Annotated in this window: 13 protein-coding genes; 9 read left to right on the top strand and 4 right to left on the bottom strand. The window is 68.0% G+C overall.

Features of this window, described 5'->3' with window-relative positions; all coding sequences use genetic code 11:
• Positions 1–657: 657 nt before the first annotated feature.
• Both ACYQ78_RS08670 and ACYQ78_RS08665 read left to right on the top strand, forming a co-directional pair.
• Entirely contained in the window at positions 658–1,128 is a 471-nt protein-coding gene (locus ACYQ78_RS08670; RefSeq protein WP_459800210.1) for a hypothetical protein, read from the top strand.
• Positions 1,125–5,144, top strand: coding sequence for an SGNH/GDSL hydrolase family protein (locus ACYQ78_RS08665; protein ID WP_459800209.1), 4,020 nt, complete (start codon positions 1,125–1,127; stop codon positions 5,142–5,144). The genes ACYQ78_RS08670 and ACYQ78_RS08665 overlap by 4 nt, the downstream gene beginning before the upstream one ends.
• Here ACYQ78_RS08665 and ACYQ78_RS08660 read toward each other — a convergent pair.
• Entirely contained in the window at positions 5,129–5,950 is an 822-nt protein-coding gene (locus tag ACYQ78_RS08660; protein ID WP_459800208.1) for an AfsR/SARP family transcriptional regulator, read from the bottom strand. The two genes, ACYQ78_RS08665 and ACYQ78_RS08660, sit on opposite strands and share 16 nt — an antisense overlap.
• Positions 5,951–6,068: 118 nt before the next feature.
• Here ACYQ78_RS08660 and ACYQ78_RS08655 point away from each other — a divergent pair, with 118 nt between their 5' ends.
• The gene (locus tag ACYQ78_RS08655) at positions 6,069–6,512 is read left to right on the top strand and encodes a hypothetical protein (RefSeq protein WP_459800207.1); all 444 of its coding nucleotides are present in this window, start codon (positions 6,069–6,071) and stop codon (positions 6,510–6,512) included.
• 369 nt (positions 6,513–6,881) lie between these two features.
• Here the strand turns inward: ACYQ78_RS08655 and ACYQ78_RS08650 are convergent, their stop codons facing one another.
• The 3 genes from ACYQ78_RS08650 to ACYQ78_RS08640 all read right to left on the bottom strand — a co-directional run bounded on the left by ACYQ78_RS08650 (position 6,882) and on the right by ACYQ78_RS08640 (position 9,719).
• Complete coding sequence (locus ACYQ78_RS08650; RefSeq protein ID WP_459800206.1) at positions 6,882–7,328, bottom strand: VOC family protein; 447 nt, start codon at positions 7,326–7,328, stop codon at positions 6,882–6,884.
• Between the two features lie 272 nt (positions 7,329–7,600).
• On the bottom strand, positions 7,601–8,479 hold the full coding sequence (locus ACYQ78_RS08645; RefSeq protein WP_459800205.1) for a hypothetical protein: 879 nt from the start codon (positions 8,477–8,479) through the stop codon (positions 7,601–7,603).
• A gap of 526 nt (positions 8,480–9,005) precedes the next feature.
• The gene (locus ACYQ78_RS08640) at positions 9,006–9,719 is read right to left on the bottom strand and encodes a DUF6193 family natural product biosynthesis protein (protein ID WP_459800204.1); all 714 of its coding nucleotides are present in this window, start codon (positions 9,717–9,719) and stop codon (positions 9,006–9,008) included.
• A gap of 413 nt (positions 9,720–10,132) precedes the next feature.
• Between ACYQ78_RS08640 and ACYQ78_RS08635 the strand changes: the two genes are divergently transcribed.
• The 6 genes from ACYQ78_RS08635 to ACYQ78_RS08610 all read left to right on the top strand — a co-directional run bounded on the left by ACYQ78_RS08635 (position 10,133) and on the right by ACYQ78_RS08610 (position 15,979).
• Positions 10,133–10,345, top strand: a complete 213-nt coding sequence (locus ACYQ78_RS08635; RefSeq protein WP_459800203.1) for a hypothetical protein — start codon at positions 10,133–10,135, stop codon at positions 10,343–10,345.
• 306 nt (positions 10,346–10,651) lie between these two features.
• Positions 10,652–11,905, top strand: coding sequence for a cytochrome P450 (locus ACYQ78_RS08630; RefSeq protein WP_459800202.1), 1,254 nt, complete (start codon positions 10,652–10,654; stop codon positions 11,903–11,905).
• 203 nt (positions 11,906–12,108) lie between these two features.
• Entirely contained in the window at positions 12,109–12,864 is a 756-nt protein-coding gene (locus tag ACYQ78_RS08625; RefSeq protein ID WP_459800201.1) for an SDR family NAD(P)-dependent oxidoreductase, read from the top strand.
• 105 nt (positions 12,865–12,969) lie between these two features.
• Positions 12,970–14,622, top strand: coding sequence for an FAD-dependent monooxygenase (locus ACYQ78_RS08620; RefSeq protein ID WP_459800200.1), 1,653 nt, complete (start codon positions 12,970–12,972; stop codon positions 14,620–14,622).
• Positions 14,619–14,981 carry a cupin domain-containing protein gene (locus ACYQ78_RS08615; protein WP_051760537.1) on the top strand — a complete coding sequence of 121 codons (363 nt, stop codon included), beginning with the start codon at positions 14,619–14,621 and terminating at the stop codon, positions 14,979–14,981. The genes ACYQ78_RS08620 and ACYQ78_RS08615 overlap by 4 nt, the downstream gene beginning before the upstream one ends.
• Complete coding sequence (locus ACYQ78_RS08610) at positions 14,978–15,979, top strand: ABC transporter substrate-binding protein (RefSeq protein WP_459800199.1); 1,002 nt, start codon at positions 14,978–14,980, stop codon at positions 15,977–15,979. Before ACYQ78_RS08615 ends, ACYQ78_RS08610 begins: the two co-directional genes overlap by 4 nt.
• Positions 15,980–15,982 lie beyond the last annotated feature (3 nt).

Here is a 15,982-nt window from a genome sequence, read left to right as displayed (position 1 = left end):
CGCGCACAGTCTGCGCGCGGGGAAGCGACCGTCGCACATGCCGCGGGCCTGCCGGTCTCGGTCATCGCCGCGTACGGCCGCTGGGCGGCCAAGTCCCCGTGGTGCCGCTCCCGCCGACGGGTAACCCGGCCGCCGACCGCTACCTGACGCGCGGCCAGGCTCCGGCCCGGCACCGGCTGGGCTGCGGCGGGCGGACCGCGCGCTCATGACCGGCGGCTGGGTGAAGTGGTTGTCCAGGAGTTGGCGGGCCGGAGCGGCATGGCGGTGCTGGTCGGCGGCTCCTCCACCGGCAAGACTCGGGCTTGATGGGAGGCCCTGAACGTGTTGCGGTCGGCAGGTGGATGGCAGTTTTGGCACCCTTTTGATCCGACCCGGCCCGAGGCTGTGCTCACGCAACTGGCACCGGTGGGCCCTCGGACGGTTGTGTGGCTGAATGAGACCCAGCGTTACCCGGATGGTCCCGGCGAAGCCAGGGAGCGGGTCGCGGCCGCGTGGCGTACTCTGCTGGCCGATCGCTCGCGTGCTCCGGTACTGGTGCTGGGCTCGATCTGGCCCCAGCGCTGGGATCTGCTTTGACGCGCTGGCCGCCGCGCTGCGTGCGAACACGGGATCGATCCTGATGGGCGTCTGGACCTACGGCGGCGCCGACCACGTCCTGTGCGGGCTGATCGCCAAGGGCCTGGGCGTCGACGCCCGGCTGGTCGACTACGCCGCCTTCCCCGGCAAAGACGGGCTGCCCAACGCGCTGATCGAGGAGCAGTCGCGGCCGGGGTCGGCGGGGTCGCGCAGTTCGCCCCGCAGATCCGCGCGGGCCGCATCAGAGCGCTCGCCGTCGCGTCACCCCAGCGCCTGCCGGACGTCGACGCGCCGACCCTGCTGGAATCGGGTGTACGTCACGTCCACGCCGACCGGGCCCACCTGCTCGGCATCTGCCGGGAGGTCAGCGCGTCGGCCGAATGGTCGGCGACCTGCCGCCGCCGTTGGACGCCTATCTATCTCGACGGCCCCGACTTCCACGACTGGTTCGCCGTCGAGTCGGCCCGGTCGCGTGACGTCCTCACCGATCTCGGCGTCAGGCGGTCAGTGGCAAGGCCGTGTCAAGGTGGCCTGCGGATGCTCCGGGAATGAGACCCTCCCGGCGGCTCCTGCTGATCGCCGCCTTCCTGGCCACCCTGATCAGCCCTGTCATCACCCCGGCGAGTCCCGCGCTGGCCGAGCCACCGCCGTCCCTCGAACCGTCGTCGGTGCAGCCCGAGTTACGCGACCGGGTGCTGGGCGCGAACTGGCAGAAGTCCGCCGACGTGGCTCTCACCACGGCCGGCGACGCGACCGGATTCCACGTGTTCACCGCGTCGGCCGCCTCGGGCTACCAGTGGCGGACCGTCGCCACGCTCACCGAGCCTGGCATGGACACCGACCAGTGGATCGGCAACGCCTGCCTCACCGGATCCGGCTCCAGGATCGTGGCCGTCTACGCGCCGCGCCACTTCACCAACCGCGACTGGCTGTTCAGCCGGGGCGCCTTCGCCGCGATCATCGACACTAAGACCGGCGCCGTCACCAAGCTCCGTGACCAGGTGACGCTGGCCTACTTCAACCCGGGCTGCGGCGCCGGTGACACGGTCGCGCTCACCCAGGGCGTCAGCGAGAAGCATGCCACCACCCGTCTGCTCACGGTCGACACCGCCGCCAATCGGGTGACCCGGACCGTCGTGGCGCGCGGCCAGCTCACCTCGGCCGTCTCCGTGGGCGACACGGTCGTGGCGGCCGACGGGGCCCGGCTCGTCGAGGTCAAGGCGGGCGGCGAGCTGGCCGAACTCGCGGCGACCGGTTCGGTGCCGTTCGACCTGCGCGCGACCGCCGACGGCGGCGTCGCCTTCGCCACCCGCGACGGCGAGTCGGTCAAGGTCCGGCAGTACCTGGGCGGCACGACCCGCGAACTGGCCGCGGGCCGCCTGGGCGACCTGACGGTCCAGTCGGGCGTGAACGGCCGCGTCTTCCTCGTCGGCCAGGCCGGCAGCACGGCGACACTGCCGCAGGGCGTGTCGCTCCTGGACGCCCCGGCGGCGGCCGACATCTCGTCCGAGGGCGGCCTCGCGGTGACCGGCGCGGCGGCGCGCGGGTTGCGCGCGGGGCCGGGCGCCCCGCCCACGGGACCGCCGGACGCGTCGGTTCTGGGCGACGACCAACGTGGAGTGAGTCCCGAGGTGCCCGACGCGGAGCCGGTCGACATCACCGCCCAGGTCGTCACGACCAGGATGGACGTCGGCTTCGAGGTGCAGCCGGGCGCGGACCTGCTCCCGCTGGCCGCCTCGGGACGTGTCACCAACCCCAAGCTGGCGCTGGCCCTCAGACCGGTCGGCCCGGCCGTGACCACCTCCGTCGCCGGGACCGTCGACACCGGCTACCGGTGCGCGATCCCGCGTAACGACCCGTCGATCCAGGTCTACCAGCCGCACTGGCGGCAGGTGGAGTGGGCCGTCGACCAGCTCGTCTTCAAGAACCGGCTGACCGTGTCCCGGCCGGCCGGCTGGAAGGGCCTGACGGGCCTGCCGGGATGGAACCCGCAGAGCGAGTTCCCCGTCCCGGACCTGCAGGGCGGCGGCCGCATCCCGGTGTCGGTCATGTTCGGCATCCTGGCGCAGGAGTCGAACCTGTGGCAGGCCCAGCGCAGCGTCCTGGAGGGCGAGACCGGCAATCCGCTGGTCGGCAACTTCTACGGCGTCAACATCTACGACAGCAACCCGGCCAATGACTGGGACGTCGACTTCACCAAGGCCGACTGCGGCTACGGCATCTCGCAGCAGACCGACAACATGCGCGGCGACGCGTCCCAGTGGAGCGCGAACAAGCAGAAGCGGGTGGCGACCGACTACGTCACCAACATCGCGGCCGGCATGTCGACCCTGGCCCAGAAGTGGAACGAGATCTGGAACGACACCGGCGGGTCGGCGAAGATCCACGACGGTGACCCGTCGAAGATCGAGAACTGGTACATGGCCGTGTGGGCGTACAACTCGGGCTGGCACGCCCAGGCCGACGCCTGGAAGAACGACAACAACGGCACCCCGAACAACGGCGCGTGGGGCGTGGGCTGGACGAACAACCCCGCCAACTCCAACTACCGGCAGGACCGCCGCCCGTTCCTCGACAACAACAACTACTCCGACGCCGCGCACCCGCAGGACTGGCCCTACCAGGAGAAAGTCCTCGGCTGGGCGGCGTGGCCGATCACCAAGACCTGGTGGGACCCGGTCCAGAACAAGACCCTCGCCGAGGGCGGCTACAACTACGCGTGGTGGACCACCGAGGGCTACCGCACCATGATCGTGCCGACGGTCTCCAACACCGGGATCGTCGACAACAACGCCTTCTGCGCGCCGGGCAGCGAGTGCCAGCCGCCGGTGACGGGGAACAGCCGCGGCACCTGCCAACGGGCCGACTTCAAGTGCTGGTGGCACTTCTCCAAAGCATGGAAGGACTGCGCGTCGGCGTGCGGGCACGAGGCGTCCCTGCGCTACGACTCGACCTGGGGAGGCACGGAAAGGGCCGAACCCCAGGACCAGTGGACGACATGCCGAACAGCCGGGCTGCCCGTGGTCGGCGGGGACACGACGAAGGTCTTGATCGTCGACGACACGACCGTCCCGGCGGTCCGCGGCGGCTGCGACAACAGCCAGTGGACCAACAGCGGCACCCTGACGTTCGACTTCGCCCAGGACTCGGCCGGCCGGGTGCCCGCCCGCGCCGACTTCCAGCAGCTCGGCAACGGGTTCGGCGGGCACAGCTGGTTCGGCTACACCCGCACCAGCGCCAGGAACGGCAACACCATGCAGGTGACCGGCACCTGGAAGCCGAACGAGGACATCAACGGGTGGGCCCGGGTGCTCGTCCATATACCGAAGCGGCGCGCGGAGACCCAGCAGGCCCCGTACACGATCAATCTGGGCAACAACGTGCGGGAGACCCGCTACCTGAGCCAGAGCCGCGAGCAGAACGCCTGGTACAACCTGGGCGTCTTCCCGTTCTCCGGACGGCCGGAGGTGTCGCTCACCAACCTGAATCTGGAGGGCGACGGCTCGGCGGCCATCTCGTGGGACGCGGTCGCCTTCCAGGTGCTGAGAAACAGGCCCAAGCACTTCGTCGTGGCCATGGGCGACTCGATCACCGCGGGTGAGGGGGTCGGGAACTACGCCCCGGAGACCGATTTCGGCTACCAGACGCCGCGCTGGAACGCCTGCCGCCGCAGCTCCTACTCCTGGATCCGGCAGACCGTCCTGCCGGGTGAGACCCAGACCGTGGGCCAGCTCGCCGACTCCTTCGACCCGCGGCTCGACTTCGCGTTCGTGGCCTGTTCCGGCGCCGATTCGAGGGACGTGTGGGTGCCGGAGTATTCGTACACGGGACAGCCGATCAACTCCTGGGGAGACTATCGCGGCAAGGCCGAGGGACGGTTCAGGGAGGCGGCGCAGCTGGAGAGCGGCTTCCTGACCAAGAACACGACCCTGGTCGCCCTGTCACTCGGGGCCAACGACGCCGACTGGTCCAACGTCCTGGGCGGCTGCTACCTGATCAACTGCAAAGCCGGCGGCAGTCCCTATGAGGACCAGCTCAGGGCCCGCATCACCGATGTCCTCAACACCAAACAGGAGTTCGGCCTCCCGGCCAACGTCGCCGATATCCTCCAGCGGATCGAGGAGAAGACGAAGAACAAGGACGGGAGCCGGGGGAAGAAGGCGAAGATCGTTCTCATGGGCTATCCGAATGTGGTCGGCTCCACGGTCTGCTCGCGCTTCGACCAGGACGAGGTGGGCATGCTGCAACGGCTCAGCGCTCATTTCGTCACCGAGGCGAAGAACACGGTACGGGTGCTGCGCGACGCCGGGAACGAGGTGTCCTTCGCCGACTCCCTGCCGGCGTTCGCCGGTCACGGGGCATGCGACGCCGGCCCGTGGGTCAACCCCGTGATGTTCACCAAGACCGGTCCCGGCGACTTCACCGACTTCTGGGACGGCTGCATGGCCGACGGGGGCCGGTGCGCGAGCCGGTCATCCCTGCATCCCACCCAGAGAGGGGCGCAGGAGTTCGCCGCCGTGTTCAAGAACCACCTCACCAGCCCTGAGGTGAACTACACCGGCTGGTAACGCCAGGACCAGCGCCGCGCGGACGCCCTGACCGGCTCGTAGTCGAGCGAGGGGTCCGCGCGGGCCATCCGGTCGTGCAGCTCGTGCAGCTCTCTGGTCGGTTCGAGCCCGAGTTCCCGCACGAAGTCGCCGCGCGCCCTGCGGTAGCCCGCCAGCGCGTCGGGCTGCCGCCCGTCGCGATACAAGGCGATCATGTACGCCCCGATCAGGCGCTCCCTGAGCGGATGCAGCAGCACCAGATCGGCGAGCTCGGGGAGCAGCTCCCGATGCCGCCCGCATTGGAGTTCAGCCTCGGCCCGCGACTCGATCGCGCCCAGACGGAGCTCCTCCAGCCCGACCCCCAGCCGATCCCGGAGCCGATCGGACGCGGCGTCGGCGAGCAGCGGCCCCCGCCAGCAGGCCAGGGCGTCGGTCAGCAGCCGCGAGCGGGCCCCGGGCCCGGGCGACCGACGGGCCTGCCCGACCAGGTCACGGAACCGGAACAGGTCGATCGCCCCGATGTCGGTGGCGGCCAGATAGCCGTCGCCCTGACGCAGCAGCCGGAACCCCCGCGAACCGGTCCGGTCCGGATCGAGCGTGCCGCGCAGCCGGGCGACGTGGCTGTGCAGGATGGCCCTGGCGTTGTCCGGTGGCGTGTCGTCCCACAACAGGTCGAGCAGCCGGTTGACCGGGACGACGTGTCCCGCGTCCAGCAGCAGCAGGCCCAGCAGGCAGCGCTGCGCGCGCCGGGAGAGTGTGATCGCCGTGTTCCCCTGCCCGACTTCGACCGGCCCCAGCAGCCGGAACTCCCAACCTCGAATCCGCATGATCGCGAGCGTCGGACACAGGGGTATAGATGAGGTATAGAGCCAGGTAGAACCCCTTTTTCCGGGCACGACCGGCGCTGGCAAGGTCATGTCAAGAAACGTGATCGACGCTACGGCCATGCGAATCAAACGATCAATCTTCGCGGCGGTCGCCCTCCTCGCCGGCATCGTCCTCCCGCTTGCCGTGAGCCAGCCCGCGAGCGCCCGGGCGTGCTCCAGCCAGGTCTCCGGCAGCCACCAGTGGGCGGGCAATCTCAGCGTGCACGTCCGCGGCACCAGCTGCAGCACCCGCAGGGGCCACCTCACCCTCAGCAACTTCGAGAGCTGCTGCCCCAAGATCTGGGTGAAGGTCGAGCGGCAACTGTGGGGCAGCTACGGCTGGCTGACCACCAACAAGGCGTCCGCCTCCACCCTCTGGACCGCGTACAGGGAGATGGACACCGGGACGGTCCCCTCACGGCCCTCGGACGGCGACGAGCGATTCCACGCCTGCTGGGCGTTCACCGGGCCGAACGACGGTGAACCCGGATCCGGCTGGAACTGCGGCGGCTGGGTCGACTAGCGGGATCACGTGACGGCTCGGTCGCCCGTCGCGGCCGGGCCTTTTCGTCTGAGGGAAGCAGGGAACTGGATCTCCCTCGCCATCGCCGTGCTCGCCGCCCTGGTCGGGGTCGAGTTGGTGCGGCGCGTCCACGGTCCGTTCTTCCTACAGGGGGATGAGAACGGATTGGTCGGTACGCACCAGGTGCGGGAGCAATACTCGCTGGAGCCGTCCGAGCACTGTGCCCTGCGACGTTCTAGCCCATGGTTCCGGTCGTGCAAGGGGTGCTGCCCGGGCCGGAGTCGGCGGCGTTGTTGAACCAGGCCTTGACCGCCCAGGGTGTCGTGGACGAGGTAGTCAGCCCGGCGGTCGCCGTTGAGGTCGGTGATGTCAGGAAGAGGTCAGGCAGAAGGGGTGGCCGGCCGGATCCAGGAGTACCCGCCAGCGTCCGTCGCCGGGCTGATGGTCGGGTTTGGCCGCGCCGAGTTCCAGGGCCAGCGCTTCCGTCGCATCGAGGTCATCAGCGCGGAAATCCAGGTGGAACTGTTGTGGCACGTTCTGGCCTGGCCACTGGGGAGCCCGGTATCCATCCACCCTCTGGAACCCCAGATCACAGCCGGAGTCGTCCGTCAGAGCGGCGAACTGGTCTGTACTGAACAGTTCGCGCATCCCGGTCAGTGCACCGTAGAAGGCCGCCAGCGTCTGCGGGTCGGCACAGTCCAGAGTCACGCCTCGCAGTACAGCGCCTGGCACCATCGGCTCCTTCACGTCCGCGCGTCTGTCTCGTAACCCGCCGCTGCACGCGATCACCGGCCACAGCCACACCGTACTCGCCACGTCCACAGCGGAAGTAGCGGTTTACTTCGCCCTTGGCCGTGGTTTCGATTTACATCGACCCCAACGCCGGTTACCTCTGGTCGGGAGACACCTGCGTCGAAACGGACGCCCACGCCCAGTGGTGGACGTCCTGCTTGACCACTCCCGAATTCGTCGATGGCACGTGCGTCGACCCGGCAGAGCCTCGATTCTGCCGGGCCCAGGGACGACCAGATGCCATTTGAGGTCTCCCGATGTGTCGGGATTCCAGGTTGCCACCCATCCCTAGAAGGTCAGCCCGGTGGGAGGGCGCCGTTCTTGGCGACCGGCAGGGCCAGCTGGCCGGAGCCGGTCAGAATGGCCTGCTCCTGCGGGAGTCCGGCCAGGACGGGGTTGATGTGCCGCAGGGTCAGCGTGACCTGGGGCGTGGCGGCGACGTCGAGGTCGAACTTCTCCAGGTCGATCCAGCGGATGATGCCGAGGATCTGGTCGGGGATGACGTCGCCGGCCTTCTGCACGGGAACGCAGAGCTGCCGGGCGGGGCCGACCCGGACAGGGTGGTTCGGGATCTGCGGGACCAGCACGGGGTTGAGCTGGCGCAGGCTGATCTGCGCACCCATCGGGGTGTTGGGGAAGACGCCGTAGCACTTCAGGTCGATGTGCCGGACGAGCGCCAGCACCTCGGCCGGCGGGACCACATTGTTCTTGATCACCGGTACGCAGAGTTGCTGCGGGCCGCCCATCGATACCTGGGTGCGCGGGAAGTTCTGGAACAGCGGGTTGAGGTGGCTGAGAACCAACCCGATGCCCACGTTGCTGCCGGAGATCCGGTAACAGGCCAGGTCGATGAACTTGATGAAGTCGAGCGCGGGCGGCGGGGGCTGCTGGTCGTTCTTGGCGACCGGGACGCACAACTGGTCGCGCAGGCCGAGCGTGACGATCTCAGTGGGCAGGTTGGCGAGCACCGGGTTGATGTGCCGCAGCATGAGCGTGGTGGGCGGCGGCTGGTAGGCGTTGGTCCTGAAGCATTCCAGGTCGAGGTACGCCGTCAGCATCTTCGGGCTCGGCAGCGCGGCCGCGGCGGTGGCGGGCGGCACGCCGAGGAATGCCAGGGCGAGGATGGCGGCTCCGGCGGATGTGACACGCCGGAGCACCGATTTCCTACGGTCCATTGCGGCTCCAGAATCGAGGGGTCAGGCCTCTTCGACCCGAGTGTGAGCCGCTCCGGACGTACATTCAATTTGCCGTCACTGTCGGACGTTCCAGCGCGTACAGGCCGCCCAGCCGGACGGCCGCCGTGCCGTCACCGAACGGGTCACGAGCGACCTGGTGTAGATGGATCCCCACGTACGCCCAGGCCAGCGTCGTAGCCGTGGGCAAGGCGCGATATGCGACACCGCGGCCTCGTTCGATTAGTGCCCTGGCCAAGTCTCTGAGCGCGTTGTCTGCTTTGTCGGACGAGTAAAGCATCGTTCTCGACGGTCAGGTGCTGGTCGTAGTCACCGGGACGTTGCTCAGGCGGATGACGGCCACGGTCGAGGACGGGCGCGAACAGGATCGCGGCTTCGAGCTTCTCGGCATCAGTGAACGTCCCGGTCGATCAGGACGACGTGCAGGTGGACGGCGGCCAGAGTGCCACTGGCCGCACCTCCCACGACCGCGATGACGCCAGAGGTGGACATGTTTTATGGACGATTTCTAGGTCGGCAGATCGTCCGCTGTTCCGTCGATCGCCGGGCCCAGGTCTGGGGGTAGGTGGGCCACGACGAGCGCGATCGCTTCCTGGGGCGTTGTGGCGTATGCGAATGCGCCCGAACCGAGATGCACCCGGTAGACCCCGTCGCGACGGGGATCGACGGCGACCATGACAGCTGCGTAGGGGTAGCGGGTGCAGCGGCTCCAGGCCAACGTCCCCACGCTGCTGAAGGGGAACAGCATGCGCAGCGCAGACTCCGCGTAGGCGGCCTCGATCAGGTCATGGTCGAGGTTCGGCCGCTCACGATAGGACTGCCATTGCATGGCGACAGGATCGCCGCTCTCGTAGGCTTCAGACATCGGGTCGTAGCCGACGAACGGCCAGGCGGATGCAAGGTCCGCGACCCGTGCTCCCGACTGCCATGTCGCGGTCGCGCCCGCGACATCGGCCAGATCGGTGGTGATCCCGTGGGCCATCTGCACGTTCCGCTCCCAAAACGACAGCAAGAACGCGCGCTCCTTGATCGCCAGATGCGTGCTCACCGACCGATTCCCGTCAGTCAGCTGAGCCGCCGTCTGCCGCCACCCGGGAGCGGACTCGTGAACCACGGTCAGCGGATGGCCCGCCTCGTCGAGCGCGCGCTGCAACGCGGCCACCAGGGTCCCGGCCGCGCCGACTTCGGGGTAGAGCTCAGCGAGTTCTGGCTGACGCGTCATAGGAGAATTCTGCAGGGCAGCGCACCGCGCGTCACGGCTTGGGCAGACCGAGGATCAATCTTCGGATCGCCTCGCTTCGCGATCATTTTTTGCCAGTTTCACTGAACCGTAGCGTAAACCGCGAATTGCCAGGAGAGCACCAGTTCGCAGGCCCCAGTGTTACCGCCAAGCATCCATGGCGCGAATGGGCGCCGCTGAGGGGTTCTCGGCCGGGGTCGGTCTCGTCACGACCAGGTACACCCGCTGACGGAAAGTCGTGAAATTGGCAGCGATGGGCGGGTGAACAGATCGAGGCCCGGCCGGCGGGTTCTGATCGCGGTGCCGGCCCCCTGTCGACCGCGGCCGGATCGGAAGCAAGCAACACCTGATCACCGATGCGAATGGCATCCCGTTCGCCTTGGTGAGCATCGACTTTGCAGCAGCTCGACGATTCGGCAATCTCACGCCAGACACCCTCGACGACGCCGGAGGATGTCGCCTGGTGCTGTCAGTTCATCGTCACCAACTCGCTCAGACTGACCGCGGCTGAAGCCCAGCTCAACAACCCCTATCAGCGTGTCCGGATGTGGAAGGCGATCACCGAACGACTCGCGCCCGGCGCTGAAGTGACCTGGATGGAATACTGAAACCAACAGTGCACACCGGACGGCTGACGCACCACGACCCGATCTTCCTAAGAGATCAGGCCTCCATCAGATCCGCCACTCGCGCGCCTTCGAGCACCTCGCTCCCGTTGTCACGCCACGCCCGCGTGTCACCCAGGATCTGGAACCGCATGGCACACATCATCCGCGACCCACACGAAAGCCGCCACCGGCTCGATGGATCGAAGCCATCGATGAACCCCATTGACAACAGTCGTTTCTGGAGATCGATCCCGCGTACATAGGCTGGTTCAACACCGCGCTGCCAGGAATGCCGTCACATCGGAGGTGGCGTCCGTCATGACCAGTTGCCCAATCCTCTTTGACCCGCTCTCGCCGGAGCAACTGGCGGATCCGTATCCGCTTTACGCTCGGTTGCGACGTGAGGCCCCGGTCTTCTACTCCGAGGCGCACGGGCTGTGGGTCGTCAGCCGGTACGAGGACGTGCTCGCGGTCGTACGCGACACGGAGACCTTCTCCTCCCAGAACGCGGTCCGTGCCTCCGTACGACCGCTTCCGCAGCCGGTGCTGGACGTCCTCGCCACGGGCCGGCCCATGGCGCCGACGCTCACCGACAGCGACGGGCAGGTTCACCGCAGGCTCCGCCTGCTGGTCAGCAAGGCGTTCACCCCCAAGCGTGTCGCCGAGCTGGAAGGCCGTATCAGGGAGAACGTCGACGCTCTCATCGACGAGTTCGCCGGCGACGGCCGCGCGGACATCATCGAGAGGTTCGCGTGGAATCTTCCGATGTTCACCCTCACCGACATGCTCGGTATCCCCCGCGACGACATCCCCACCCTGCATCGGTGGAGCGTCAGCTGGTTGCGCATCCTGCAGGCGACCGACGGCGTCGAGGAACTCGTCACCCGCGCGCACGACGTCGTGGCGATGCAGCGGTATTTCATGGACGCGCTTCAATCGCGGGTGGGCAAGGCGGGAGAGGACCTCATGTCGAGCCTGCTGGACGCCCGCGTGGCCGATGGCGAGCCCATCGGGCATGAGGAAGCCATGCGCGTGACGATCAACCTCCTCATCGCCGGACATGTGACCGTCACCCGCAGCATCGGCAATGGTCTCACCACATTGCTGGCGCACTCGGACCAGCTTCAGGCCGTGCTGAACGACCCGGACCTGGTGCCGGCCATGGTGGAGGAGATCCTGCGCTTCGAGTCACCCGCGCAGGGACTTTTCCGTACCGTCCGCAAGGACACCGTGCTCAATGACGTGGCGATCCCGGCCGGCGCTCACCTGATGGTCCACTGGGCGTCGGCCAACCGTGACGAGCGGGTTTTCGGCGAGTCCGACGTCTTCGATGTCACCCGCGACTCCATGGCCACCCACGTCGCCTTCGGAAAGGGAGTCCATGCCTGCCTGGGCGCCCCGCTCGCCCGCCTGCAGTTGAAGATCGCGTTACCCCGGCTGTTCGAGCGGTTGCCGAATCTCCGCGTGGCCGCGGGCGAGGACACCGCCGTGCGCGACACCATCTTCTTCGCGCGCGGCTTCAAGAGGCTCGAAATCGAATGGGACGTGAAAGACGGCTGAGCCTATCGATCACAGCGATGACATCCATCGATGACAATCGTTTCCGGTGCTTCCCCGTCGTCGCATAGGTTCACCGCAGGGGCACATTTCTCAGCTCGCCAGGTAAACGCTTCCGGATCATCGGTTGAGCGACCGCTGCACGCACTTCGCTGTACGCACAGAACGTCACACGCATGCGCTCTGGCAGGTTCTTGGAGAACGCATTGAACAAGCCGAATGGTGAAGTCGTCATCGTCACCGGTGGTGCCAAGGGCATCGGCCGCACCTACTGCCACACTCTCGCCGCCGCCGGTTACCGGGTGGCTGTCGCCGACATCGCCGACCCCTCCGACACCGTCACCGAGATCTTGGACAACGGTGGCGAGGCCCTCGCGGTCGACGTCGATGTCGCCTCGCCGGAGTCGGCCGAGGCGATGGCCGGGCAGGTGGCCGAGAGGTGGGGCCGCATCGACGGCCTCATCAACAACGCCGCCTACTTCACCGCAGTACGGAAGGCGCCGTTCCACGAACTCACGGCCGAGGAGTGGGAGAAGGCGTTCCGCGTGAACGTTCTCGGCACCTGGCTGTGCTGCAAGGCCGTCTTTCCCGTCATGCGCGAACAGGGCTACGGGAAGATCATTAACACGTCCTCGATGGTGGTGGCGACCGCGATGCCGATGTTCCTGCACTACGTCGCGTCGAAGTCGGCGATCGTCGGTCTCACCCGCTCCCTCGCCCACGAGGTGGCGCGGTACGGCATCGCGGTCAACACCATCTCACCGTGCTACGTGCCCCACGACGCCTCGTACGTCGCCAGGCAGGACCACGCCATGGGCGCCGCGATCATCAACCAGCGGGCCTTCAAACGCGAGATGACCCAGCACGACCTGGTGGGCACGATGCTCTACCTGATCGGGCCCGGCTCGGACTTCGTGACCGGCCAGAACCTCTTCGTCAACGGCGGACGCGCCTTCACCTGAGAGAGGCGTCGTCCGCTGCAGCAGTTTGGGGGAATCGGTGATTGGTCTGACGCGGCGGCACGACTGGTTATGCGACCGCCGGGCATTCGGGAGAGGCGTCGCAGCATGAGAGCCGGGGTCGACGCCACCGGGGAGACCCTTCCCGTCGCGGTGGTGGGCGCGGGCCCGGTCGGCCTGATCACCGCCCTCGGACTGACCCGGTACGACGTGCCGGTGGCCGTCTTCGAGGAAGACGACCGGCTCTCGCTGGACACCAAGGCCGGCACCGTGCTCACCCGCACCCTGGAGGTGCTGCACCGGTACGGGGTGCTGCCCGACGTGCTGCGCGCCTCACTGCGTATCGACGAGATCGGTGAGATCGACCGGGCCACCAACGAACCCACGCTGAGCGTGCGTACGGGAGACCTCACCGAGGACACCCGCTTCCCCTTCGTCGTCAACATCCCCCAGCACCAACTCGAACCGGTCCTGCGTGACCGCCTCGTGGCGCGTGAACTGGCGACCCTGCACATGGCGCATCGGCTGACCACCTTCGAACAACACGCCGACCACGTCGAGTTGACGTTCGACACCCCGGACGGCGAGCGGCACGTCAAGGCCCGCTATCTCCTGGCCTGCGACGGTGGCCGCTCGCGGGTACGTGAGCGGCTCGGTATCACGGTGGAGGGGCACACGCTCGACGAGCGCTACGTGCTGGTCGACCTCAAGGTGGATCTGGATATCGCCAACCCGCGCGACTACCCCTACCTGGCCTACTTCTCCGACCCTTCCGAGTGGGTGGTCCTGGTCCGGCAGCCGCACTGCTGGCGCTTCCTCTACCCCCTGCCCAAGGAGGCCGCCGAGCCGACGTACGAGGAGTTGCGGGACAAGGCCAACCGGTTCATCGGTGAGGTCGAGGGCATCGAGGTGCTCGGTACCAACCTCTACTCCGTCCACCACCGCGTGGCCGGGCGGTGGCGTACGGGCCGGGTGTTCCTCATGGGCGACGCCGCGCACCTGATCACTCCGATGTGGGCGCTCGGCCTCAACACCGGCGTGCTCGACGCGTGCAACCTGCCGTGGCGGCTCGCCTGGGTGCTGCGCGGCTGGGCGGAGGAGACGCTGCTGGCCGGCTACGAGGTGGAGCAGGCCCCAGTCGCGATCAAGGGTTCAGGCCAGATGGCCGAAGCGGCCCGCGCCGCCATGAGCCGGCAGGGCGATACCGTGGGCGGGGCCGTCACGGCGATGACCGACGGCAACTGGGGCAACGCGTTCACGCGCGGTCTGCTCGGGGTCCGCCTCGACGTCGATGGCACCGGCGACTGGTCGATGGTCAGGACCGGTTCGGCCCCGCTGCCGGTACGCACCGGCGACCGCGCTCCCGACCTGCCGCTCTTCGGCCTCGAAGGGCCGGTTCACCTGCACGATCTCACCGCCGAGTCCTTCGTCGCGCTCTACTTCACCGACACCCGGCGACGCCCGCAGGTGCCCGCTCAGGACAGTCCCGCACTGCGGCGTTTCGCGGTCTCCCGCTGGGACGCGCCGCACGACTCAGGGCTGCGTGGGCGAGCCCTGTTCGACCCCGCCGACCGGGTGCGCCGCCGGTTCGGCGTGGACACCGACGCCGTTGTCCTGCTCAGGCCCGACGCGCACGTGGCCGCGATCCTGCCCTTCACTCCCACGTCGGATGAGGACGTCGCCGCGGCCGTTTATCAGCGCATCACCGGATGCGCTCCGATCCGTTTCGAGAAGTTCGAGAAGTTCGGGGAGAAGGCATGACCAGCGCCAAGACCGTGCCCGGCCCCGACGGGCAGCCCGTCGAACTGGGCCCCGTCGGCCAGGAGATCGTTTTCGAGAACGAGCAGGTGCGGGTCTGGGAGATCGAGCTGGAGCCCGGCCGATCGCAGCCGTGGCACCACCACCTCAACCCGTACCTGGTGATCGCCCTGGAGGCGGCGGACAACCGCATCGACTCGATCCACGGGGGTGACCCGCGTCTGGTGCACGAGCCCGTCGGGGGAGTCGTCTACCGCGATCCCGGCGAGATCCACATGCTCACCAACCGTGGCGAGGGCCGCTACCGCTGCCGTCTGGTCGAACTCAAGTGCCTGGGAGAGAACGACAAGGAGGAACAATGAAGGCCACCTGGTTCACCCGCTTCGCCGGGGCCGCCGGCGTCGTGCTCATGGTCGCCGCGTGCGGCGGCGGAGGAGGCGACGAAGGTCAAGCCGCCGACACCGTCCGCTATCTGACCTCGTTCAACACTTTTGGTCGCGACGCGTACGCCTATGTGGCGCTGGAGAAGGGCTACTTCAAGGACGCGGGGCTCAACGTCGACATCAAGCCGGGCACCGGCACCGTCGACGCGATGAAGCTGCTGGCCGGTGGCCGGGCCGACTTCGGCATCGGCGACTTCACCGGCACGCTGATCACGATGGCCAAGGAGAAGCTGCCCGTCGTCGCCGTCGGCATGGTGCACCAGAACTCGTTGGCCGCGATCATCGCGCTGGAGGAGGGCGGGATCAGAACGCCGAAGGACCTGGAGGGAAGGACCATCGGCGACCAGCCGGGTTCCACCGTCCAGGTGACCTTCCCGGTTTACGCCAAGGCCGCCGGCGTCGACGCGTCGAAGGTCACGTTCGTCCCGGGCGCCCCGCCCGCGTTGCCACAGCTGCTGGCGAGCGGCTCGGTGGACGCGATCGGCCAGTTCGTCGTCGGCCGAGGGCTCATCGAAAAGGCCGCACAGGGGAAGAAAGCCGTCGTCCTCTCGTACGGCGAGGTCCTGCCCGACCTGTACGGCAACGCGTTGCTGACCTCGAACACCATGGCCAGTGAGAAGCCCGAGGTGGTCGAGAGGTTCGCCGCCGCCCTGTTCAAGGGCCTGGAGTACTCCATCGCCAACCCCGAGGAATCCGGCGAGATCCTCAAGAAGTACCAGCCCACCCAGAACGCGGAGGTCGCGGCCGCGGAGGTACGGGCGATGGCTCCCTACGTCACCGCGCGGGGCCAGACGATCGGCGCGGTCAGCAGGGCCAAGGTCGAGGCGAACATCAAGCTTCTCACCGATTCGGGTGCGATCCCGGCCGGAATGACTCCCGAGCAGGTCATCGACCTGTCCCTGACGCCGCAGGGCTAGGCG

The sequence above is a fragment of the Herbidospora sp. RD11066 genome (assembly GCF_054661255.1).
This window is presented reverse-complemented; position numbering and strand designations above follow the sequence as displayed.

Coding starts and splice junctions, on each gene's coding strand:
- ACYQ78_RS08665 (WP_459800209.1), top strand. CDS start 1,125: ATGAGACCCTCCCGGCGGCTCCTGCTGATCGCCGCCTTCCTGGCCACC.
- ACYQ78_RS08660 (WP_459800208.1), bottom strand. CDS start 5,950: ATGCGGATTCGAGGTTGGGAGTTCCGGCTGCTGGGGCCGGTCGAAGTC.
- ACYQ78_RS08655 (WP_459800207.1), top strand. CDS start 6,069: ATGCGAATCAAACGATCAATCTTCGCGGCGGTCGCCCTCCTCGCCGGC.
- ACYQ78_RS08645 (WP_459800205.1), bottom strand. CDS start 8,479: ATGGACCGTAGGAAATCGGTGCTCCGGCGTGTCACATCCGCCGGAGCC.
- ACYQ78_RS08640 (WP_459800204.1), bottom strand. CDS start 9,719: ATGACGCGTCAGCCAGAACTCGCTGAGCTCTACCCCGAAGTCGGCGCG.
- ACYQ78_RS08620 (WP_459800200.1), top strand. CDS start 12,970: ATGAGAGCCGGGGTCGACGCCACCGGGGAGACCCTTCCCGTCGCGGTG.
- ACYQ78_RS08615 (WP_051760537.1), top strand. CDS start 14,619: ATGACCAGCGCCAAGACCGTGCCCGGCCCCGACGGGCAGCCCGTCGAA.
- ACYQ78_RS08610 (WP_459800199.1), top strand. CDS start 14,978: ATGAAGGCCACCTGGTTCACCCGCTTCGCCGGGGCCGCCGGCGTCGTG.